A 22,131-nucleotide genomic window follows, 5' to 3' on the forward strand; every position below is an offset into this window, starting at 1 on the left:
CGTGCTGTGCGGATGGCGAAAAAATGAAACAGGCCGGGCAGGGCGCCCGACCATCAGGTCTAGCGAATCATCGGCAGGTTCAGTTCGTGCTTCGCGGCACATTCCTGCGCCAGTTCATAACCCGCATCCGCATGACGCATCACGCCGGTCGCCGGATCGTTCCACAATACGCGGCCCAGGCGCTTATCGGCCTCTGCGGTACCGTCGGCAACAATCACCACGCCCGCATGTTGCGAGAAGCCCATACCGACGCCACCGCCGTGGTGCAGGCTGACCCAGGTCGCGCCGCCCGCAGTATTCAGCAGCGCATTCAGTAGCGGCCAGTCGGAAACGGCATCAGAACCGTCTTTCATCGCTTCCGTTTCCCGGTTTGGCGAGGCGACTGAGCCGCAGTCCAGATGGTCACGGCCAATCACCACCGGCGCTTTCAGTTCGCCATTGCGCACCATTTCGTTAAAGGCCAGACCGGCAAGGTGACGCTCGCCCAGTCCCAGCCAGCAGATACGGGCTGGCAAGCCCTGGAAAGCAATGCGCTCCTGCGCCATATCCAGCCAGCGGTGCAGGTTTTTGTGATCAGGGAACAGCTCTTTCAGTTTGGCATCGGTCTTGTAGATATCTTCCGGGTCGCCAGACAGCGCCACCCAGCGGAACGGACCTTTGCCTTCACAGAACAGCGGACGGATATACGCCGGGACAAAGCCTGGGAAATCGAAGGCATTTTTGACCCCTTCTTCCAGCGCTACCTGGCGAATATTGTTGCCGTAGTCGACGGTGGGAATGCCCATATGGCAGAAGTCGAGCATCGCCTGCACATGCACCGCCATCGAGGCACGGGCGGCTTTCGCCACCGCTTTAGGATCGGATTTGCGGGTCTCTTCCCACTGCTCAACGCGCCAGCCCACCGGCAGGTAACCGTTGATTGGGTCATGGGCCGAGGTCTGATCGGTAACGATGTCCGGCTTCATGCCGCCGGCTTTGGCGCGTTTCACCAGTTCCGGCAGAATTTCAGCGGCGTTGCCCAGCAGGCCGACGGAGATTGCGCGTTTTTCTTTGTTGGCGCTGTCGATCATCGCCAGCGCTTCATCGAGGCTGGTGGCTTTGAAGTCGACATAGCGGGTGCGCAGGCGGAAGTCGATACGCGATTCCTGGCACTCAACGGCCAGCACCGACGCGCCAGCCAGTACGCCAGCCAGCGTTTGCGCGCCGCCCATGCCACCTAAGCCTGCGGTCAGTATCCATTTACCGCTCAGGTCGCCGTTGTAATGCTGGCGGCCGGCCTCAACGAAGGTTTCAAAGGTGCCCTGCACGATGCCCTGGGCACCGATGTAGATCCAGGAACCGGCGGTCATCTGGCCGTACATCATCAGGCCGGCTTTATCCAGCTCGTGGAAGTGGTCCCAGGTGGCCCAGTGCGGCACCAGGTTGGAGTTGGCGATCAGCACGCGCGGCGCATCGGCATGGGTACGGAACACGCCGACCGGTTTGCCGGACTGCACCAGCAGCGTTTCTTCCGGTTGCAGGGCTTTAAGCGAGCGCAGGATCTGCTCGAAGCACTCCCAGTTACGGGCCGCTTTCCCGATGCCGCCGTACACCACCAGATCTTCCGGGCGCTCTGCCACGTCGGGATCGAGGTTGTTCTGGATCATGCGGTAGGCCGCTTCAATCAGCCAGTTGGCACAGTTAAGTTCGCTACCATGAGGGGCACGCACTTCGCGAGCCACGGCTTTGCTTACGTTGTCACTCATTTTTCAGTCCTTAATTTTGGGGTTGCTTAACGTGCTGCACTGGGTAAAAGGGCGGCAACTGGCTGCGGCCAGCGGTCGCTGCTTGCCCATAACCGCATTTGTTCAATATCCGGCGCCATCAGGCGATCTTTGTCGAGGAAGGCGACGCGCTCGCGCAGGGCAGAGAGTTCCTGCTCAATCAGCGGAGAGCTTTGCAGCGGGCGATGGAAGTCGATGCCCTGTGCAGCCGCCATCGCTTCAATGCCGACCACCGCCGAGGTGTTAAAGCACATCGCGCCGAGGCGTCGGGCGGCATAGGTTGCCATTGAGACGTGGTCTTCCTGGTTTGCCGAGGTAGGCAGGCTGTCGACGCTGCCAGGGTGCGCCAGGGATTTGTTTTCCGAGGCCAGCGCGGCCGCGGTGACCTGGGCAATCATAAAGCCGGAGTTGACGCCGCCGTCGTTGACGAGGAACGGTGGCAGGCCGGACAGGCCGGTATCCAGCAACAGCGCCATGCGGCGTTCGGAAATGGCGCCAATTTCGGCAATCGCCAGCGCCAGAATATCGGCGGCGAAGGCAACGGGTTCGGCATGGAAGTTACCGCCGGAAATCACATCGCCGGTGTCGCTGAAGACCAGCGGGTTATCCGAAGCCGCATTGGCTTCAATCTGCAGGATTTTGGCGGCGTGGGTCAGGTTATCGAGGCAGGCGCCCATCACCTGAGGCACGCAGCGAATGGAGTAGGGATCCTGCACCCGGCCGCAGTTGGCGTGCGAAGGGAGGATTTCACTGCCTTCCAGCAGCGCAGTGACGGCGGCGGCCACGGCGATTTGCCCCACTTGACCGCGCGCTTCATGGATGCGGCTGTCGTAAGGTTTAATCGATCCCTTGATGGCTTCCAGCGACAGCGCGCCGGCAACCAGTCCGGCGGCAAAGGCTTTTTCGCCTTCGAACAGGCCGCGCAGGGCCAGTGCGGTCGACACCTGGGTGCCGTTCAGCAGCGCCAGGCCTTCTTTTGGTCCCAGCACGAACGGTTGCAGGCCGGCCAGCGCCAGGCCTTCCGTCGCCGGGATCAGTTTGCCTTCAACCCGCACGTCACCTTCGCCCAGCAGCATCAGGGAAAGGTGCGCCAGCGGTGCGAGGTCGCCGGACGCGCCAACCGATCCTTTCTCGGGAATGCAGGGCATCACGCCGGCGTTAAACAGGGCCAGCAGGCCGTCGATCAGTTCGATGCGCACGCCTGAATGGCCGCGCGCCAGGCTGATGATTTTGGTCGCCATCACCACGCGCACCACGTCGTCGGGCAGCAGGTCACCCAGGCCGACGCTGTGCGAGAGCACCAGGTTGCGTTGCAGTTCCGCCAGGCGTTCAGCCGGGATAGAGGTTTGCGCCAGTTTGCCGAAGCCGGTGTTGATGCCGTAGGTTACCTTGCCAGAATTAACGATGGCTTCGACGGTGGCGCGGGCCTCAAGGATTTTGGCGCGGGCGCTGTCATCCAGCGAGAGGTGAACCTCACCGTGATAGATGCGTTTCAGCATCGCCAACTCAACCTTACCGGGGATCAGGTGGCAGAGATGCGGGGTGGCTGACATGGTATACTCCTGTATAGACAAGTTCGTAGGGTATCGACCCTTTTTCAGGGATGCCGTTGCCATTGGGCAGCGGGGGCTTAACAGGTCACTTTCTGCAGTGAAGCAGATGTGTATAGTCTTGTCTATACAATTAGCAATGCTTGTGCCAGTTCGATCACAAAACTTTCTGTCTGTGGTGAATTTCATCTCAGGCGAGGTGGCGGCGGGCTTCAGGGCCGGATCCGCGTGGTGACTGGGCTGGTGGTGTTTTTAATCGAGGCGCGGGTCGTGCGCTATTCTGAAGCATGCTGCTCCATTGCAGTGCAGTGGTTGCCCCTCAGATGTATATACATTTGGGTGGGTTAACAGTAAACTGGCGAAAGTATTTTCATTAAGGAAGCAATTTATGGTCGAGCAGACTGCCATTTCTCAACTTTCAGCCGCCATGAGCGATCAGCCTGCGCCGATTTATCAGCGGGTGAAGCAGGCGATCGTCAGCCAGATTACGGAAGGCGTTTGGAAGTCGAATCAGCGGGTGCCGTCTGAGAGCGAGTTGGTGAATGAGCTTGGCGTCAGCCGGATGACCATAAATCGGGCGTTGCGTGAGCTGACCAGCGAAGGCTATTTGATCCGCATGCAGGGCGTCGGCACCTTTGTGGCCGAGTCGAAAGGCTACACGGCGATGTTGGAAGTGCACAATATTGCCGAGGAGATTGCTCAGCGCGGGCATCGCCACAGTTGCAAGATTGTGGCATTACGGGAAATCAAAGCCGATCCTGAGCAGGCCTCGGTATTGGGTTTGAGCACCGGTAATGCGGTGTTCCATTCGGTGATTGTGCATTTCGAGAACGATCTGGCCGTTCAGCTGGAGGACCGGTTGGTGAATCCGCTGGTGGCACCGGATTATTTGCAGCAGGATTTCACCGCGCAAACCCCTTACACCTATTTGATGCGCGTCGCGCCATTAACGGCGGGTGAGCACATTGTCGAAGCGGTATTGCCGAATCGTCAGCAGTGTACGTCGTTGGCGATAGAGGCCAATGAACCCTGTTTGTTAATCCGCCGTCAGACATGGAGTGACGCGAAGATCGTGACCTACGCCAAGCTGTTATATCCCGGCTCGCGATATAAGTTGCTGGGGCGTTTTAAGGGGCACGGCTAGGTTTACTAAGGTCAAAACCGGGTTCGGTGTAAGTCTTCAGCCAACGTCAAAACCGGCTTTGGTGTATGGCTTCAGCCAAGGTCAAAACCGGGTCCGGTGTATGGCGTCCGCACAGAGCGGGTTATCCGAGACGCCGTGAACCCATCCCTGGGGGCTTGGATGCCGCATCCCTGCGGCATACACTCGGCTAACCCGCTCTGTGCTACCGCCCGGTAACTTCAACGTTTATTGGGTGGTTTTGTGGATGCACAGGTCAAAACCGGGTTCGGTGTAAGTCTTCAGTCAAGGTCAAAACCGGGTTGGGTGTAAGTCTTCAGCCAAGGTCAAATTCGGCTTTGGTGTTAGCCTTCAGTCAAGGTCAAGACCGGGTTCGGTGTATAGCGTCCGCACAGAGCGGGTTATCCGAGACGCCGTGAACCCATCCCTGGGGGCTTGGATGCCGCATCCCTGCGGCATACACTCGGCTAACCCGCTCTGTGCTACCGCCCACTAACTTCAACGATTTCGGATGGTTTGGTGAACACACAGATCAAAATCCAAACGTGGAAAGGTTTTGACCTGTGCGTCCCGAATTAACTCTTCGACGCTGAAGCTGACGGGAAGGGAGAGAGGGGTGATAAGCAAAGCATCGGCGACAGGGATGTCGCCGCTGAGCCCCCAGGGATGGGTTCACGGCGACTTTGTGTTCACCCCTCTCTCCCTGACCTGGCGACCAAGACACCCAGACGACTTACAGAATAGCAGCCACAAACTCTCCCAGACCTTGCCACCAAGACACCCAGACGACTTACAGAATAGCAGCCACAAACTCTCCCTAACCTGGCGACCAAGACACCCAGACGACTTAACTCACCAACCCAACCTATCTCTGCCTAATCTCCGTAAACAGCAACTCGGCGTCCGCCGATCCCGGTGCCAGCGGCTCACCGTTTTGCGGCCACCAGACGCCCTGACCCTGTTGCAAACGGCGGTCGCCAAGGACCCATTCTCCGGCTAACACATAGGCGACGCCGGCGGTTTCGGCAGCAGGGAAAATACTTTCGTTGACCACCCGCACCGCTGCCTGATGCGTTTCCCGCCGGGTCATCACGTTAAAGTCACTGCTTACGCCACCGATTAACCGTGACGAAATCTCATCTTCACCCGCGAACACAAATGGCTGGTTGCGCAATAACAGCTGCTGATACTTGCCACGGGCATTCAGCTCCACACCGTCGCCGTCCAGTAGCGTGATCACCCGATCGATGCCTGGAAACAGGGAAAAATCCCCGTCCTGAGCGATGGTGGCAATGCTGATGCGCCAGCTGAAGGCCTCGGCGTAGGGCGGGAAACTGATGATCTCCCGCGTTTCGCCGCCGCCATTGCGCCAACGGCTGACCGGCAAGGTTTGCATGTCAAAGAAATGCATCATTTCAGCGCCTCAACCACAGCCCGGAACGCCGCATCGATTTGCGGCTGATCGGCGTGCTTACCGTCCGCAATCACCTGCTTACCGGCAACAAAGACGTCCTGAATCTGCCCACGATGCCCGGCAAACAGCCAGCGGTTCAACAGCGAAGCGTCTGCCGTGCTTCCCAATAACGCATCATCGGCCAACACCAGCCAGTCGGCCCGGTATCCTTGCGCCAACTGACCCATCTTCACGCCACAGGCCTGCGCACCGCCTTCCAGCGACTGACGGTAAAGCAGATCGCCAACCGAGGTTTGTTCTGGGGTGACTATGCGGTTGCGACGACGATCGCGCAGCCGTTGACCGTATTCGAGCAGACGCAACTCTTCAACGACATCCAGCGAAACGTGACTGTCGGAACCAATGCCCCATCGGCCGCCAAGGGCGATATAGTCGGTGGCCGGGAAAATCCCGTCGCCGAGATTGGCTTCGGTGGTCGGGCAAAGACCGGCGACCGCCTTGCTGGCGGCGAGACGCGAAACCTCGCTCTCGTCGAGATGAGTGGCGTGGATCAGACACCAGCGCGCATCCACCGCAAACCGGTTGAGCAGCCAGCTGACCGGGCGTTCACCGCTCCACGCCAGACTGTCAGCCACCTCTTTTTCCTGCTCGGCAACGTGAATATGCACCGGCAGACTGTCCGGCAGGGCGGCCAGCACCTCACGCATCTGCGGTTCGCTGACCGCACGCAGCGAGTGGAAGCAAATCCCCTGATTATGCAACGGCTTGTCGGCGAGCAGCTCAGCCAACTGCTGCTGCTGACGCAAATAACCGGCGGTATCCTGAATAAAGCGCTTCTGGCCCGGCTGCGGCGGCTGCGCACCAAAACCGGCATAGCTGTAGAGAACCGGCAACATGGTCTGACCGATGCCGACGCGGCCGGCTGCGGCAATCAGCTGCTGCAACATCTGATCCTGCGGATACGGCGTGCCGTCGGTATGGTGATGCAGATAATGGAATTCAGCGACCTGGGTATAGCCGCCTTTCAGCATGTCGACATAAAGATGAGCGGCGATGGCGCCAACCTGCTCAGGCGAAAGCCGCTGCACCATGCGATACATTAAATCGCGCCAGGTCCAGAAACTGTCCTGCGGATCGCCAGCCACTTCTGCCAGCCCCGCCATCACGCGCTGAAAGGCATGAGAATGCAGGTTCGCCATCGCCGGGATCACCGCGCCATTCAGGCGTTCGGCGTCGCCTTCAGCGGCATTGGGCGTGAGCTTCTGAATAAAACCAGCGTCGTCGACTTCAATCAAAACATCGTGATGCCAACCGTCCACCAGCAGGACGCGCGGCGCAAAATAGCGAGCCATCATGGTTGCTTCCCAGGCAATGTAGTTGTATATACATATACATACTTATGAATCAACAGTAAAGCCGGGAGAGAAGATGAGCGGTGAACTTCGCTGTGACAGCCTGTGGTACGGTGCCGATATCGTGACGATGCAGGAGGGCAAGTATAGCATCATCCCGAACGGGGCTATCGCGGTGCGTCAGGACAGGATCGTCTGGATTGGCCCATGGAAAGACGCAAAACATATTCGCGCCGATATCCATAACAAACTGGATGGCGGGATCGTGACGCCAGGCTTCGTCGATTGCCATACGCATCTGGTGTTCGGCGGCGACCGTAGCCACGAGTTCGAACAACGACTCAACGGCGTCAGCTACAGCGAAATTGCGGCGCAGGGCGGGGGGATCATTTCGACGGTCACCGCCACCCGCAAAGCCTCGCTCGACGAACTGGTGGCCAGTGCCAGCTGGCGGCTGGAAAGACTGCTGGCGGAAGGCGTCACCACCGTTGAGATCAAATCCGGTTACGGGCTGGACCAGGAGAGCGAACTGCGGATGATGAAAGCGATCCGCCAGCTGGCAAAGATCCATCCGGTGCAGATTCGCTCGACCTGCCTGGCCGCTCACGCCACCCCACCTGAATTCAAATCCGATCCTGATGGCTGGATCACGCTGATCTGCGAACAGCTGCTGCCGCAGGTCGCCCGCGAAAAACTCGCCGATGCGGTGGACGCCTTCTGCGAGCATCTGGCGTTCTCGCCGGCTCAGGTCACCCGCGTGTTTGAGGCCGCGCAACGGCTGGGGATGCCGGTGAAACTGCATGCCGAACAGCTCTCTTCCCTCGGTGGGAGTTCGCTGGCGGCGAAGTTTAACGCGCTGTCTGCTGACCACCTGGAATATGCCACCGAAGCGGATGTGGCCGCGATGGCCGCAAGCGGCACCGTGGCCGTCTTGCTACCCGGCGCTTTCTACCTGCTGCGTGAAAAACAGGTGCCGCCGGTGGCGCTGTTCCGCCAGTACAAAGTGCCGATGGCGCTGGCCAGCGATGCCAATCCGGGCACCTCGCCCGCGCTGTCATTACGCCTGATGCTGAATATGGGCTGCACGCTGTTCGGTATGACGCCGGAAGAAGCGCTGGCGGGAGCCACGCTGCATGGCGCAAGGGCGCTGGGCCTGGCGGATACGCAGGGCTCGCTTGAGACCGGCAAATACGCTGATTTCGTTCACTGGCCGCTGAAGCGCCCGGCGGAACTGGTTTACTGGCTTGGCGGGCAATTGCCTTGTCAGGTGATCTTCAGAGGAGAGGCAATTCGATGAAACCATTTGAGTTTACCCAGGGTTCGCTACCCTTACTGGTCAGCATCCCGCATGCCGGCACCGCGCTGACAGCGGAAGTCGAACAGGGCCTGAGTGAAGCGGCCCGCGGCCTGCCGGACACCGACTGGCATATCCCCCAGCTGTATGATTTTGTCCGTGAGATGGGTGCCAGCGTGCTGGTGGCCAACTATTCCCGTTTTGTTATCGACATGAACCGACCGCCGGATAACGAGGCGCTGTACACCACCGCCACCACCGGACTCTATCCCGAAACGCTGTTTGACGGTACGCCAACCTTCAAGCCCGGCATGACGCCCACCGATGCGCAGCGGCAAGGCTATCTGGCGACTCTCTGGACGCCGTACCATCAGCAAATCCAAAAGGAGCTGGCGCGTATTAAGCAGAAGTTTGGCTATGCGCTGCTGTTTGATGCGCACTCCATCGCCTCGGTGATCCCGCGTCTGTTCGACGGCCAGCTGCCGGATGTGAATCTGGGTACCAATGGCGGCCTGAGCTGCAGCCCGTCCATCGCCGAAGGGTTGACGGAGATTTGTGCCGCGCAATCCAGCTTCAGCTGGGTGATGAACGGGCGCTTTAAGGGTGGCTATATCACCCGCGCTTACGGTAAACCGGAAGAAAATCAGCATGCGGTACAGCTGGAGCTGGCCCAGTGCAACTATATGGATGAGACGCCGCCGTTTAACTGGCGCGGCGATAAGGCCAGCACGCTGCAACCTCTGCTGAAGCAACTTATCGACCGGATGCTAAAGCGCTAACCTCAATAGCCTGTTCAATCAGCAGGCTGGCTTAATCCCTTAATTCTGCGGCTGGAAACGGCCGAACATCTTATAGCGCGCGCCCGGATACAGCAGGCGTGCGCAGGTCACCACCGCCTGCTGATGCCAGGTGCGGCGCTGAATTTGCAGGCAGGGTTCACCCACCGCAATCTGCAGCAACTGCCGCTCCTCTTCCGTGGCGCTCACCGCTTCCACCACATGCTCACCGGCGGTTAACGGCGCAACCCCGGTCAGATAAGCAAAGGGCGTTCCCTGGGTAAAATCCTGCTGAAGATAGTCAGGGGCGACCCGCGGATTAACCTGACGATCCTCTAACTGCACCGGTATCTCGTTATCAAAATGGATAATGCGCGAGTGAAACAGGACTGCCCCCACGCTGATGCCCAGCGCCTGGGCGGCGATAAACTCGGCCTTTTCCTCACGCAGGAACAGCACCTCGCTGGCGTGACGGTGTCCCCGGCTGGCAATCTCATCGGCAATGTTATGCACCTCCAGCATCGGCGTGAACGCCTTTAACTCGGCGACAAACGTGCCGACGCCCTGCAGGCGCATCAGAAACCCTTCGCTGGTCAGCTCCCGCAGCGCTCGGTTGATGGTCATTCTGCTGACGCCCAGTTCCACCACCATTTCACTTTCCGAGGGAACGCGCTGATGGGGTTGCCAGTGTCCGGCGCGGATCAGGTTGATGATGCCCTGTTTGACCTGTTGATAGAGCGGGGCGGGTTCATTGCTGAGCAGGGTAATCATCTCGGAGAGCGCTTTGTGGTCTGACACTGCGGATACCTTTTTGCGGGCTGAGGAGAAAGTGTACACAGTGTATCTGACGGTACAACAGACATTTTTTGCCGCCGTTAACCGCACTTAACCGTGCCGTTTTGGTGCGTATTGCCTTCTTCTGGTGCAAAAGATTGATGTCGTTACCAGGCTAAACGGCTGTTTGGCTCAGACGTTTGTTGTTTTAGCAGTGGTGAGCCGGTAAGGGTGAAAATGGCATAAAAATTGCTCTGGTTGTATGTACAAGACATAACAACTACTGACAACAAGTCATTAACATAGAGTGCGTCACAGTTTTGTCTTTGGTCGCGGGAATAGTCACGGCTTTACTTGTATATACATGACATAGCTACTTCACCTCTGTGCGGGTTTAACAGAGACAAACTCAGGGTTGCGCCGTCAGTTGTGCCACCCCTTTTCTCCAGGAGCGCTTGATGAAACATCCGTTAGTCCGTCGGGTACTGGTTACCTCCCTTCTTACTTCAGCCCTGCTTTGCGCCGTCTCTGTTCAGGCGAAAGAGTGGAAATCGATCACCATTGCCACCGAAGGCAGCTACGAACCCTGGAACATGACGTTGCCAGGCGGCAAGCTCAGCGGCTTTGAGCCAGAGCTAATGGCTGACCTGTGCCAGCGGATGAAAATCAGCTGCAAGCTTGTGGTGCAGAACTGGGATGGGATGATTGCCGGTATGCAGGCCGGGAAATACGACGTGATCATGGATGCGATCGTCATCACCCCGGACCGCCGCAAGGTAATTGACTTCACCGTGCCGTACGCCTCAACCCCGGCCAGCTTTATCACCACCAAAAGCGGCGGCGTGCTGCCGGCGGGCACCGGCGCTGCCGGGATCATCAAGTTGCATGACGATGCGAAAGAAATCGAACCGGCGATTGCCAGCCTGAAAGCGGCGCTGAAGGGCAAAACCATCGGCATCGCCTCCGGCACGGTGTACACGCCATTTATTGATAAGTACTTCAAGGATGTGGCGACCGTGCGCGAGTACAACGCATCGGCGGATGCGATCCTCGATTTGCAGGCCGAGCGTATTGACGCGGTGTTTGACGATGTGACCTTTGCCACTTCGATTCTGAGCAAGCCGGAGAACAAGGATCTTCAGCTGGGCGGCACGCAGCTGGGCGGTCCGATCTGGGGTGAAGGCGAAGCGCTGGGCATCCGTAAATCTGACAACGATCTGAAAGCCAAACTGGATGAGGCGATCAAAGCGGCGCTGGCGGATGGCACGGTGAAAAAGCTCAGCCAAAAATGGTTTAAAACTGACGTAACGCCGTAGGCGGGGAGACGCAACAATGGCCAATCTTGGGTTTGGTGAAAATGGCTGGGGAGGCTTAATCCTGAGTGCAACGCTGACCACATTACTGCTTTCGCTGGTGGCGATGATGGTCGGTGCGGTGGTGGGCAGCGGCGTGGCGGCAGCCAAGCTTTCTCCCAGACGTCCGGTGCGCTGGCTGGGTGACGGCTATTCAGTGATTTTCCGCGGCATTCCGGAACTGCTGATTATCTACCTGTTCTATTTCGGTGGCTCCGGGCTAATTACCCAGATTGGTCAGATGTTTGGTGCTGATGGCTTTATCGAGGTGCCGCCGTTTCTGATTGGCGCGCTGGCGATCGGCCTGATTTCCGCCTCGTATCAGGCGGAAGTCTTTCGCGCGGGCCGACTGGCGCTCAATTCCGGCGAGATCGAAGCGGCACAGGCCATCGGCATGCCAAAGTGGCGCATTCTGCAACGCATCATACTGCCGCAGGTGGTGCGTTACGCGCTGCCGGGCCTGTCCAATGTCTGGCAGATGAGCCTGAAGGATTCGGCGCTGATCTCGGTGACCGGCATCGTGGAGTTGATGCGTGCCAGCCAGGTGGCGGCCGGTTCCACCCGGCAATACTTCACCTTTTATCTGATTGGCGGCACCTGTTATCTGCTGCTGACGGTGCTCTCGAACACCGCCTTTAAAAAGGCGGAACAACGGCTGGGGCGCGCACATCAAAGCCGCACTGCGGCCCACAGCTAAAGGAGAGGCCCGATGATTGATTTTGCTTTTTTGACCGATACCTTCCTCAAACTCGCGGCCGCACTGCCGGTGACGCTGGGGTTGTTTTTCGCGTCATTTGTGCTGGGCGGTCTGCTGGCACTGGTGATCCTGGCGATGCGTATGAGCCGCAATCCGCTGCTCAGCGGCTTCGCCCGTCTGTATATTCTGGTTTTCCGCGGCTCACCGCTGATGATCCAGCTGTTCCTGATCTATTACGGCCTGGGGCAGTTCGAGGTGATCCGCCACAGCTTTGTCTGGCCGGTGCTGCGTGAGCCGTTCTTCTGCGCGGTGGTGGCGCTGGCACTCTGTACCGCGTCTTACACCGCCGAAATTTTTCGTGGTGGCCTGCTGGCGATCCCTTCCGGGCAGATTGAAGCCGGAATGGCCTGCGGCATGTCCCGCTGGCTGCTGCTGCGCCGGATTATCGCGCCCATCATGCTGCGCTATGCGCTGCCGGCCTATTCTACCGAAGCGATCCTGCTGGTGAAGTCCACCGCGCTTGCCAGCCTGGTGACGGTGTGGGATGTCACCGGCGTGGCGCAACAGATTATTCAGCGCACGTACCGCACGATGGAAGTGTTCGTCTGTGCGGCGCTGATTTACCTGATCCTCAATTTTATCATCGTCCAAATCTATGCCTGGATTGAGCGCAGGCTGTCGCCACGTCTGCGCCCGGTGGAGGCCGATGTGCCGCTGCCTGTTCCCCCTGTGATTGCCGGAGAGAAACATGACTGATTACGCCCCAATTACCCTGTCGATGAACGACATCCGCAAGTCTTTCGGCTCGCTTGAAGTATTAAAAGGCATTTCGCTGGAGGCGAGAAAGGGCGACGTGATCTCGATCCTCGGCGCGAGCGGCTCCGGCAAAAGTACCTTTCTGCGCTGCATCAATCTGCTGGAAACGCCGGACTCGGGCGTGGTCAGCGTGGCGGGCGAAACTATCGAGATGAAGCGCCACGCGCGCGGGCATCAGCTGGCGGCCAACCATCGCCAGGTGGAGTCGCTGCGTTCCCGGCTGGGAATGGTCTTTCAGAGCTTCAATCTGTGGTCGCATATGACCGTGCTGCAAAACGTGATTGAAGGGCCGCTGTATGTGCTGAAGCGCAGCAAGAAAGAGTGCATTGCGCAGGCGGAAAAAATTCTCGACCGCGTCGGATTGTTGAACCGCAAAGATTTCTATCCTTCGCAGCTGTCGGGCGGTCAGCAACAGCGGGTGGCGATTGCCCGCGCGCTGGCGATGGAGCCGGAAGTGATGCTGTTTGATGAGCCGACGTCTGCGCTGGATCCCGAGCTGGTCGGCGATGTGCTGAAAGTGATGCGCAGCCTGGCCGAAGAGGGCCGCACCATGCTGGTGGTTACCCATGAAATGGGGTTTGCCCGTAACGTGTCGAACCGCGTGGTGTTTATGCATCAGGGCACCATCGACTGCCAGGGCACGCCGGAAGAGATGTTTGGCGAACAGGGATCGCCGCGTTTCCAACAGTTTATTTCCAGTCATCGGGCGGGCTAACCATGAGCACAACAGAGCAGGTCACCTGGGGCGATACGCGCCTGAACTGGCAGGACGTGGTGCAGGTGGCGAAATCCTCCGCCAGCCTGCAACTGAGTGCCGCCGCCTGGCAGCGAATCTATGCCGCGCGCGACATTGTCAGCCGTATCGTCAGCGATAAGCAGATCGCCTATGGCATCAACACCGGGCTGGGCGCGCTGTGCAATATTACTCTGGAAGACGATCAGCTCAGCCAGCTGTCACGCAATACGCTGCTGAGCCATGCCTGCGGCGTCGGGCCTAAACTGCCAGATGTGCAGGTCAGGGCAATTATCTGCGCCGCCATTGGCAACTACAGCCACGGTAAATCCGGCGTTTCGCCAGAAATTGTGCAGGGGCTGCTGTCGTTACTGAATCGCGGCATCACCCCACAGGTGCCGACGCAAGGATCGGTTGGCTACCTGACGCATATGGCCCATGTCGGGCTGGCGCTGATTGGCGTCGGCCACGTCAGTTATCGTGGGCAAATTGTGCCGGCAACGGAAGCGCTGGCGGCCGAAGATTTGCCGCTGTGCCGGTTAGGCGCGAAAGATGGCCTGAGCCTGGTGAACGGCACGCCCTGTATGACCGGACTCTCCTGCCTGGCGCTGGAAGAAGCAAGCCGCTTATTTGCCTGGGCAGACGTTACCGGCGCGATGAGTTTTGAAGCCTTGCGCGGCCAGCTCGACGCCTTCGATGCCGAGATCCTGGCACTCAAAGGCAGCGCCAACGTGCAGATTGTGGGGGAACGGCTGCGTGGCCTGCTGGCGGGCAGCCAGATTATCGCCGAGAGCAAAGGCATCCGCACTCAGGATGCTCTGAGCCTGCGATCGATGCCGCAAATCCACGGTGCCAGCCGCGATCAGTTTGATTACGCGGCCCGGCAGATTGAAACAGAGCTGAATGCCGCCACTGACAACCCGCTGGTGCTGGGAACGGCTGAGCAGTGGCGCGTGGTGTCACAGGCCAACCCGCACGGCCAGTCCGTGGCGCTGGCCGCCGATGCGTTAGCCATTGCGGTGGCCGAAACCGGCAGCGTGGCGGAGCGCCGCCTCGACCGCCTGATCAACCCGCTGGTCAGCGGCCTGCCCGCCTTCCTCGTGGCTGAACCGGGCGTCAACTCCGGCATGATGATTGCGCAATACGTTGCCGCCTCACTGTGCGGCGAGAACCGCCAGCTGGCACAGCCCGCGGTACTGGATAACTACGTCACCTCCGGCCTGCAGGAAGACCACCTGAGCATGGGCACCAGCGCGGCATTAAAGCTGCTGAAACTCACCGACAACACCGTACAGATTTTGGCTATCGAATACCTGCTTGCCGCCCAGGCGCTGGACTTCCATAACGCTGAACACGGGGGCGAGGGCACGCAACGTGCCTGGCGATTGCTGAGACAGACAGTCGCAACCTGGCGGGAAGATCGCTGGCTGGCACCCGAGATCGAAAAAGCCGCGCATCTGATCCGCACCCAGCATATTGCGGTCTGAAAGTGACTACAGATTAACGCTCATGTCGGTCTTAAAACTTTCCCACCCAGCCACAATCTCCACAACAACGCCGAACCACGGAGCAGGTTTTGACCTGTGCAGCCACCCAGCTCCCCAACAACACAGAAGCTTAAGGGTGGCGGCATAGGGCACCTTAGCCGGGTGTATGCAGCAGGGATGCTGCATCCAAGCCTACAAGGATGTATTTACGGCGTCCCGGATAAGGTGCCCTATGTCGACGCCGAATCACGGAACAGGTTTTGACCTGTGCAGCCACCCAGCTCCCTAACAACGCAGAAGCTTAAGGGTGTCCTATGTCGACGCCGAACCACGGAGCAGGTTTTGACCTTTGCTGACGCCGTACCCCGGAACAGGTTTTGACCTGTGCCCTTAACCTCATTCCTCAAAAACCCTACCGACGCGCATCCGGCCGAATCAAATCGAAACGCAACTCCTCGCTGATCCCGTAATACGCACTTGGACCCCCGGCCCTGAGAATCGGATTGGCCTTCGCCGTCTGGTAAATGCCATCTTCCAACAACCTCGGATCAATGTGGATCGCGACCACTTCGCCAAACACCATCCACTGCTCCAACTTCTCGCCGTTGACCCCTTCCAACTGCAACACCTGCGTCAACTTGCACTCAAAATTGACCGGACTTTCAGCGACCATGCTCACCGCCACCTGCGTGCCCGGCAAGGCGGTTAACCCGGCCAGCGCGAACTCATCCTCATCTCGCGCAACCGAGGCGGAACTCTCGTTCATCGCTTCCGCTAACTCCCGCGTTGCCAGATTCCAGACAAACTCGCCGGTTTCAACAATGTTGGCCACACTGTCTTTCCAACCCTGACTCGAAAAGCCAATGATCGGCGGCTTATAGTTGAAACAGTTGAAAAAACTGTATGGCGCCAGATTGCGATCGCCGCTGGCACTCTGTGAACTGATCCACCCTATCGGCCGCGGACCGATAATGGCGTTTAAAGGATCGTGCGGTAAACCATGACCAAGACGGGGTTGATACGAGTAACGGGATTGGGACATCAGGACACCTTTATCTTTACGGGAATCGCACAGTGTAGAACAACTGTTCGCGGAAAAAAGTCGGGAAGTGTTTACGATCTTTACCTTAGCAGGTATCTTACGCGGCTTCAGACAAGAGAGCCGCTCATGAAATACACCGCCGAAAAAACTCAGCTTCATCCCCGTAACCGTCACCGCGCGCGTTATGAATTCCCCGCGCTGATCGCCAGCTTTCCTCCGCTGGCAGACTTTGTGGCCGTTAACCAACACGGTGATGAATCGGTGAACTTTGCCGATCCGGCGGCGGTGCGTACCCTGAATCAGGCGCTCCTGCAGCACTTTTATCAGATCGCTAACTGGACCATCCCGGAAGGCTTCCTTTGCCCACCGGTGCCGGGCCGCGCTGACTATGTTCACCATCTTGCCGACCTTTTGGCGGAAGATAATAAGCGTTCTGTGCCGCGCGACATCACCGTACTGGATATCGGCTGTGGCGCAAACTGCATCTATCCACTGATCGGTTTCCGCGAATACGGCTGGCGCTTCACCGGTAGCGAAGTTAATGAAGAAGCGATGAAGGCCGCAAACGCCATTATTGCCGCTAACCCGGACCTCAACCGCGGCGTTCGCCTGCGTCGTCAGAAAGACAGCAGCCTGATGTTCAGCGGCATCATCCACAAAAACGAATTCTTCCACGCGGTGATGTGTAATCCCCCGTTCCACGCCTCTGCCGGCGATGCTCAACAGGGCACCCAGCGTAAAGTGCGTAACCTTGGCCTGGCGAAAAACTCTCCGCTCAACTTCGGCGGCCAACAGGATGAACTCTGGTGTGACGGCGGCGAAAAAGGCTTTATCAGCCGCATGATCGCCGAAAGCGTTAACTTCTCCCGCCAGTGCGTCTGGTTCACGTCTCTGGTATCCCGCAAAGAGAACCTGCCGGACATCTGGCGCGCACTGGAAGAGCACGAAGTCGTTGCCTACCGCACCATCGAAATGGCGCAGGGGCAAAAACAGAGCCGCATCATCGCCTGGACCTTTATGGAAAAACCGGCGCGTGAACGTCAGATGGGCCGCGTTTAATCCGGCGCAGGTAACGACTGGACGCTGGCGGCACCGTCAATCTCGCTACCGGTCTGCATCACCTGCACGGTCTGATGCGGCGCTCTGATACCGGCCGCATCAAAATGTTTCTTCACCATGTTGTCCAGCGCGAAGCGAACCGTCCACTGCTTCAGCGGCTGCGTGGTGAAAGACACCCGCACCGTAAAGCCCTGATTGGTCAGCCCAACCAGCCCGGCAAAGGACGGCTCGCCAATCACCATCCCGCGAATATCCGTATCCTGCATCAACTCCTCAACGGCCGCCTGTAAAATGCTGTTCACCCGCTCGCTGTCCTCCCGCCGATCGACATCGTAATTCGCCACGAACGAGCCAATGCCACGCACAAAGTTGGCGAAGGTGGTGATCGAAGACCAGGGAATGATGTGATACGCACCGGTATCCTGCCGCACGCCGACCGAACGAATCGACATCCGCTCTACGGTGCCGGTGATCGCGCCGATAGTCACCAAATCCCCGGTATTCATGCCGTTCTCAAACTGGATGAAAATCCCGGTGATAATATCTTTCACCAGCGTCTGCGAACCAAAGGAGACCGCCAGACCTAACGCTCCGGCACCCGCCAATAATGGCGCAATGTTTACACCAATTTCTGACAACAGGATCATGATGGTAATGGTGCTGATCACCACCGCCAGCGCATTGCGGAACAGGGTCAACAGGGTGCGGGTTCGGGCGCTGGGCATCGGGCGACCGTGGGAATCGGACGCCAGACGGCTCTCAATCAGACTCGCCAGCAACGTCCAGCCGACGGCGGAGAAGAACAGGATCATCACGATGCGGATAATCACATCCACCAGCTTCACGCCCGCGCCGACCGTCAGCCAGTGCCAGAGATCAAACAGATTCCACGCGTTCAGCAACAGCAAACTCACCGCGAACACCGTCAGCGTGCGCGCCAGCTTCAACATCACTGAAATCCAGCCGTTCACCCGCTGCTGCAACTCGGGATAGTTGCGCCGTAACTCAGGCGACAGAATGATGGTTTTGGAAATCCAGCGGGTCAGGATGCCCGACACCAGTGCGCCGATGCCGATAATCGCCAGCGAACGCACCGTTGCGGACATCATAAACTTCAGGCTGTCGCCGGGATTGAACATTGAAAACAGGAACAGGGCGATAAAATAGGCGCTGGCCAGCCAGTGCCAGACCAGCGCAAACGCGCGGATAAACAGCGAGAAGAACGACAGGGAACGGTCTGCAAGACTCACCAACTCGCGCTGAATATTGCGACGGTTGTGGAAAATCAGATACAACGCCCAGACGGTAATCAGCCCCATCACAATCACGTTAACCAGCGCGGCCACCTGGACATTGACCTGATTGGAGACAATCGGCACCACCACCAGCAGTCCATAACCAATCAGTCCGCTCAACCAGCTCAGGCGCGTGTTCCAGTACGCGGCGCGGTCATCAGCCAGATGGAAGAAACGCAGCTGAGGATAGCGTGGACAGAACATCAGCCGCAGGATCGCCTTAAAGAATTCAATCAGCGCAAAGGCATTCAGGAACAACCCTTGCTGATAGGCAATGGTGCGGTTGCCGGCATTCAGCGCGTCACTGAGGATTTGCCCGACAAACAGCGCGATACCCAACAACAGCAGATCGATAATAAACGCGCCAAGGATCATGCCGGGCAGATGCAGCCAGTTGGTGCGGTCGCTGTTTTTCACCCGTCCCCATTGCCCCATCCGGCGGTAAACCGGCGTCATTGCCCATCCGATCAGCCAGTAAAAGGCGAACAGCGCCACGGCCAGCATCGAAAAGTGGCTCAGGGCGGTGAAGAACGTGTGCTGATTAAAGGGTTTGTGCGGGGCATCGGCAATATTGCGTTGCAGCGTTTCGACTTTGGTCAGGAACTCCCCGCCAAAGTGGCGGCTGACGTCGGTAACGCTCTCCAGCACCGTTTTATCATCATCTACTGCAGGTGGTGTCAGTACCGGTTCCGGCGCGCTGGCAGGCGTCTCTGAGGCGCTTCTGAGCTGGTCAATCAGCGCCTGACGCGACCGATCGTTCTGCAGGATATTGGCTAACGCGGCATAGGCGGCCTTTTGCTCGGCAGGGTCAGGTTGATCCTGCTGGCTGGTCGCGCTGTGTTGCTGGGTTTGCGAAGCCGCCACGGCAGCGGCGGGAAGTGACACGGCGTGCGCCGGTGCGGTAAACAGTATTACGGCAAAAAAAAGCCACCTGAAGGCATAGCGCCAGGGTGGAGAGGGTACCCACATCGTGTTCTCCAAGTGCGGCGCGAGAAAGCATCAGCCAGAAAGTATAGTCGGCTCAGCGTCAGCAAAAGGTAAAGAGGGCACGTTAAGATAAGGTGGGTGAAAAACAGGGCGAACCGGGGTTCGCCCTGGGGGATCAGGAAACGTGCTGCAGGAATTCGCGCAGACGGGCACTCGGCGGGTTGTCGATCAACTCATCCGGGTTGCCATCTTCCGCAATACGGCCTTTATCGATAAAGATCAGACGCGAGGCGACCTTCTTGGCAAAGCCCACTTCGTGCGTGACGATCACCATGGTCATGCCTTCTTCCGCCAGATCCTGCATCACTTTCAACACTTCATGACGCAATTCCGGGTCCAGCGCGGAGGTCGGCTCATCAAACAGCATCATTTTTGGCTTCACCGCCAGCGCACGGGCAATCGCCACGCGCTGCTGTTGTCCACCGGACAACTCAGACGGGAAGTGATGGGCACGTTCGGCCAGGCCAACTTTGCCCAGCAGCTCTTTCGCCAGACGGTGCGCCTCGGCTTTTTTAGTGCCGCGCACGCGGATGGGGCCAAAGGCCACGTTATCCAGCGCGTTCATCTGCGGGAACAGGTGGAACTGCTGGAACACCATGCCGGCTTCCTGACGGATCAGGCGCTCGTCGACTTTCGGATCGTTAACCTTCAAACCATCGACAATCAGCTCGCCGCTGGTGATCTCTTCCAGCTTGTTGATGCAGCGCAGCAGAGTGGATTTACCGGATCCGGACGGGCCGATAATCACCACCACTTCGCCCTGCTGAATGGTCAGGTCGATGTTGTGCAGCACCTGGGTTTCACCAAAATGCTTGGAGACGTTTTTAAATTCAATCACAGGATTTTCATCCTTTTCTCAATGCGACGCAGAATGAAGCTCAGCATCAGGGTAATAAACAGATAGATAACGGCCACGGCGCTCCAGATTTCCAGCGCACGGAAGTTTCCGGCAATAATTTCCTGTCCCTGACGGGTCAGTTCCGCCACGCCAATCACAATAAACAGCGAGGTGTCTTTGATGCTGACAATCCACTGGTTACCCAGCGGCGGTAACATACGACGCAGCGCTAACGGCATAATCACGTAGCGCAGCGTTTCGCGGCGGGACAGGCCCAGCGCCAGACCCGCTTCACGGAAACCGTTATGGATAGACAGCACCGCACCGCGCGTAATCTCAGCGATATAGGCGCCGGAGTTGATCATGATGGTGACCACAGCTGCACTGAGCGGGTCAATGCGCAGGTCGGTAAAGGCCATTGGCAGGGCAAAATAGATAAACATCACCTGCACGACAATTGGCGTACCGCGGATCAGTTCAATAAATACCAGTGCGATATTGCGGGATATCCAGCCGCCATAAGCACGGGCAAAGCCGGCTACCAGGCCAATTATCAGACCGCCGACTAAACCGAGGACCGAAATCCACAGCGTCAGTCGGGCGCCTTCAAGCAGGGCCGGAATCGAGGGCCAGATAGCGCTCCAGTCAAACTGCATGCTTTATTTCTCCGGATCAAAAAACATATTCTGGTGGTGGTGAAAAAACGCAGGCCTGAGCCTGCGTTAAAGACTGCAAAAAATTGAATTATTTAGGCTCGCTGCCGAACCATTTTTTATACAGCGTGTTGTAGGTACCGTTCTCGCGCAGGACTTTCAGTGCGCCATTCACTTTTTCACGTAGCTCGTCGCTGCCTTTCGGGAAGGCGATGCCGTACTGCTGAGCGGAGATCGACTCGCCTACCGCTTTGAACTGGCCTTTGCCGGCCGTGTTGATGAAGTACAGGATGTTTGGCGTGTCGTGCAACACGGCGTCAGCACGGTTGGTGCCCAGCTCCATGTAGGCGTTGTCGATATTCGGGAACTGGTGCAGTTCTTTGGATTTGATGTGCTCTTTGGCGTAATCCACCGAACCGGTGCCGCTCTTCACTGCCACCACTTTACCGTCGAGGTCGGCAATGCTTTTGATCTTATCGTTGTTGGCTTTTACCATCACCAGCAGGCCGCTTTTGTAGTAGCCATCGGAGAATTCAATCGCCTTTTCGCGTTCCGGGGTAATGGTGATACCGGCCAGCGCCAGATCGATATTACGGGTCTGCAGCGCAGGGATAATGCCGCTGAAGTCCATTGGCTTCAGGGTGTATTCGATGTTCAGCTGTTTGGCGATAGCGGCCCACAGATCGACATCAAAGCCAACGTATTCGTTGCCCTGTTTAAATTCGAAAGGAACGAAGGCGGTGTCAGTTGCGACAACCAATTTCTTTTCTGCGGCGGTAGAAGAGACGGCAAACGCCAACGTCAGCGCAGCCAGGGAAAACTTAACAATCGACTTCATCTTTTTATCCTTTTTGCCGTCAGGCAAGGTCTTTGCCTGATTGAGTGCCAGCAGCCATATGAAAATATTATGCCAACTTTTCAAAATATATTGAAAACAGCACGTTGAGTCAATTTAAGCCGGGCTGGGAAGCAGGGAAATCCACGATGCATCATTATGGTGCGCTACTTTGGTGCAGTGTAACCATTATGGTGCAGGGTTTCTTTTAACAAACTGAGGGATAAAAACAACTGATAGTGAAGGAGGAAATTGAATAAGTGTTAACGAAGT

19 protein-coding genes are annotated in these 22,131 nt (G+C 57.8%); 9 read left to right on the forward strand and 10 right to left on the reverse strand.

Annotated features, from left to right (window positions below; genetic code table 11):
- Positions 1-59: 59 nt before the first annotated feature.
- Both hutU and hutH (E2F51_RS14385) read right to left on the reverse strand, forming a co-directional pair.
- On the reverse strand, positions 60-1,745 hold the full coding sequence (hutU, locus tag E2F51_RS14380) for a urocanate hydratase (RefSeq protein WP_013201438.1): 1,686 nt from the start codon (positions 1,743-1,745) through the stop codon (positions 60-62).
- Positions 1,746-1,771: 26 nt separating this feature from the next.
- Entirely contained in the window at positions 1,772-3,316 is a 1,545-nt protein-coding gene (gene hutH / locus E2F51_RS14385) for a histidine ammonia-lyase (RefSeq protein WP_013201439.1), read from the reverse strand.
- A gap of 385 nt (positions 3,317-3,701) precedes the next feature.
- Here hutH (E2F51_RS14385) and hutC (E2F51_RS14390) point away from each other — a divergent pair, with 385 nt between their 5' ends.
- Complete coding sequence (hutC, locus tag E2F51_RS14390; RefSeq protein WP_013201440.1) at positions 3,702-4,457, forward strand: histidine utilization repressor; 756 nt, start codon at positions 3,702-3,704, stop codon at positions 4,455-4,457.
- Positions 4,458-5,319: 862 nt separating this feature from the next.
- Here hutC (E2F51_RS14390) and E2F51_RS14395 read toward each other — a convergent pair.
- Both E2F51_RS14395 and E2F51_RS14400 read right to left on the reverse strand, forming a co-directional pair.
- A complete protein-coding gene (locus E2F51_RS14395) occupies positions 5,320-5,868 on the reverse strand; it encodes a HutD family protein (protein ID WP_134823780.1) in 549 nt (182 codons plus the stop codon).
- Entirely contained in the window at positions 5,865-7,220 is a 1,356-nt protein-coding gene (locus tag E2F51_RS14400; RefSeq protein ID WP_134824872.1) for a formimidoylglutamate deiminase, read from the reverse strand. The genes E2F51_RS14395 and E2F51_RS14400 overlap by 4 nt, the downstream gene beginning before the upstream one ends.
- Before the next feature lie 76 nt (positions 7,221-7,296).
- Here E2F51_RS14400 and hutI point away from each other — a divergent pair, with 76 nt between their 5' ends.
- Both hutI and hutG read left to right on the forward strand, forming a co-directional pair.
- Positions 7,297-8,517, forward strand: a complete 1,221-nt coding sequence (gene hutI / locus E2F51_RS14405; protein ID WP_134823781.1) for an imidazolonepropionase — start codon at positions 7,297-7,299, stop codon at positions 8,515-8,517.
- Positions 8,514-9,293, forward strand: a complete 780-nt coding sequence (gene hutG / locus E2F51_RS14410; protein WP_134823782.1) for an N-formylglutamate deformylase — start codon at positions 8,514-8,516, stop codon at positions 9,291-9,293. Before hutI ends, hutG begins: the two co-directional genes overlap by 4 nt.
- A 39-nt stretch (positions 9,294-9,332) precedes the next feature.
- Here the strand turns inward: hutG and hutC (E2F51_RS14415) are convergent, their stop codons facing one another.
- Positions 9,333-10,061, reverse strand: coding sequence for a histidine utilization repressor (gene hutC / locus E2F51_RS14415; protein ID WP_371732186.1), 729 nt, complete (start codon positions 10,059-10,061; stop codon positions 9,333-9,335).
- A 461-nt stretch (positions 10,062-10,522) separates the two neighbouring features.
- Here hutC (E2F51_RS14415) and E2F51_RS14420 point away from each other — a divergent pair, with 461 nt between their 5' ends.
- From E2F51_RS14420 to hutH (E2F51_RS14440), 5 genes are read left to right on the forward strand one after another with little or no spacing between them, the layout of a single operon-like run.
- Positions 10,523-11,380 carry a transporter substrate-binding domain-containing protein gene (locus E2F51_RS14420; RefSeq protein WP_134823784.1) on the forward strand — a complete coding sequence of 286 codons (858 nt, stop codon included), beginning with the start codon at positions 10,523-10,525 and terminating at the stop codon, positions 11,378-11,380.
- A gap of 16 nt (positions 11,381-11,396) precedes the next feature.
- A complete protein-coding gene (locus E2F51_RS14425; protein ID WP_013201447.1) occupies positions 11,397-12,113 on the forward strand; it encodes an ABC transporter permease in 717 nt (238 codons plus the stop codon).
- A 12-nt stretch (positions 12,114-12,125) separates the two neighbouring features.
- Positions 12,126-12,869, forward strand: a complete 744-nt coding sequence (locus E2F51_RS14430) for an ABC transporter permease (protein ID WP_013201448.1) — start codon at positions 12,126-12,128, stop codon at positions 12,867-12,869.
- Positions 12,862-13,644: an ABC transporter ATP-binding protein gene (locus E2F51_RS14435; RefSeq protein ID WP_013201449.1), complete on the forward strand. Its 783-nt coding sequence runs from the start codon at positions 12,862-12,864 to the stop codon at positions 13,642-13,644. Before E2F51_RS14430 ends, E2F51_RS14435 begins: the two co-directional genes overlap by 8 nt.
- Before the next feature lie 2 nt (positions 13,645-13,646).
- A complete protein-coding gene (gene hutH, locus E2F51_RS14440) occupies positions 13,647-15,149 on the forward strand; it encodes a histidine ammonia-lyase (protein WP_134823785.1) in 1,503 nt (500 codons plus the stop codon).
- 412 nt (positions 15,150-15,561) lie between these two features.
- Here hutH (E2F51_RS14440) and E2F51_RS14445 read toward each other — a convergent pair whose 3' ends face one another.
- Positions 15,562-16,191 (reverse strand): flavin reductase family protein, encoded by a 630-nt coding sequence (locus tag E2F51_RS14445; protein WP_134823786.1) that lies wholly within the window; start codon positions 16,189-16,191, stop codon positions 15,562-15,564.
- Positions 16,192-16,317: 126 nt separating this feature from the next.
- Here E2F51_RS14445 and rlmF point away from each other — a divergent pair, with 126 nt between their 5' ends.
- The gene (gene rlmF / locus E2F51_RS14450; protein ID WP_134823787.1) at positions 16,318-17,250 is read left to right on the forward strand and encodes a 23S rRNA (adenine(1618)-N(6))-methyltransferase RlmF; all 933 of its coding nucleotides are present in this window, start codon (positions 16,318-16,320) and stop codon (positions 17,248-17,250) included.
- On the opposite strand, the gene ybiO is transcribed toward rlmF, so the two are convergent.
- The 4 genes from ybiO to glnH form a co-directional block, all read right to left on the reverse strand.
- A complete protein-coding gene (gene ybiO, locus E2F51_RS14455) occupies positions 17,247-19,514 on the reverse strand; it encodes a mechanosensitive channel protein (RefSeq protein ID WP_134823788.1) in 2,268 nt (755 codons plus the stop codon). The genes rlmF and ybiO overlap by 4 nt on opposite strands.
- A 133-nt stretch (positions 19,515-19,647) precedes the next feature.
- Positions 19,648-20,370, reverse strand: a complete 723-nt coding sequence (gene glnQ, locus E2F51_RS14460; RefSeq protein ID WP_013201454.1) for a glutamine ABC transporter ATP-binding protein GlnQ — start codon at positions 20,368-20,370, stop codon at positions 19,648-19,650.
- Complete coding sequence (gene glnP, locus E2F51_RS14465) at positions 20,367-21,026, reverse strand: glutamine ABC transporter permease GlnP (protein WP_013201455.1); 660 nt, start codon at positions 21,024-21,026, stop codon at positions 20,367-20,369. Before glnP ends, glnQ begins: the two co-directional genes overlap by 4 nt.
- Positions 21,027-21,114: 88 nt before the next feature.
- Entirely contained in the window at positions 21,115-21,861 is a 747-nt protein-coding gene (gene glnH / locus E2F51_RS14470; RefSeq protein ID WP_013201456.1) for a glutamine ABC transporter substrate-binding protein GlnH, read from the reverse strand.
- Positions 21,862-22,131 lie beyond the last annotated feature (270 nt).

The sequence above is a fragment of the Erwinia sp. QL-Z3 genome (assembly GCF_004551645.1).
In the GTDB taxonomy this organism is placed as follows: Bacteria; Pseudomonadota; Gammaproteobacteria; order Enterobacterales; family Enterobacteriaceae; genus Erwinia; species Erwinia billingiae.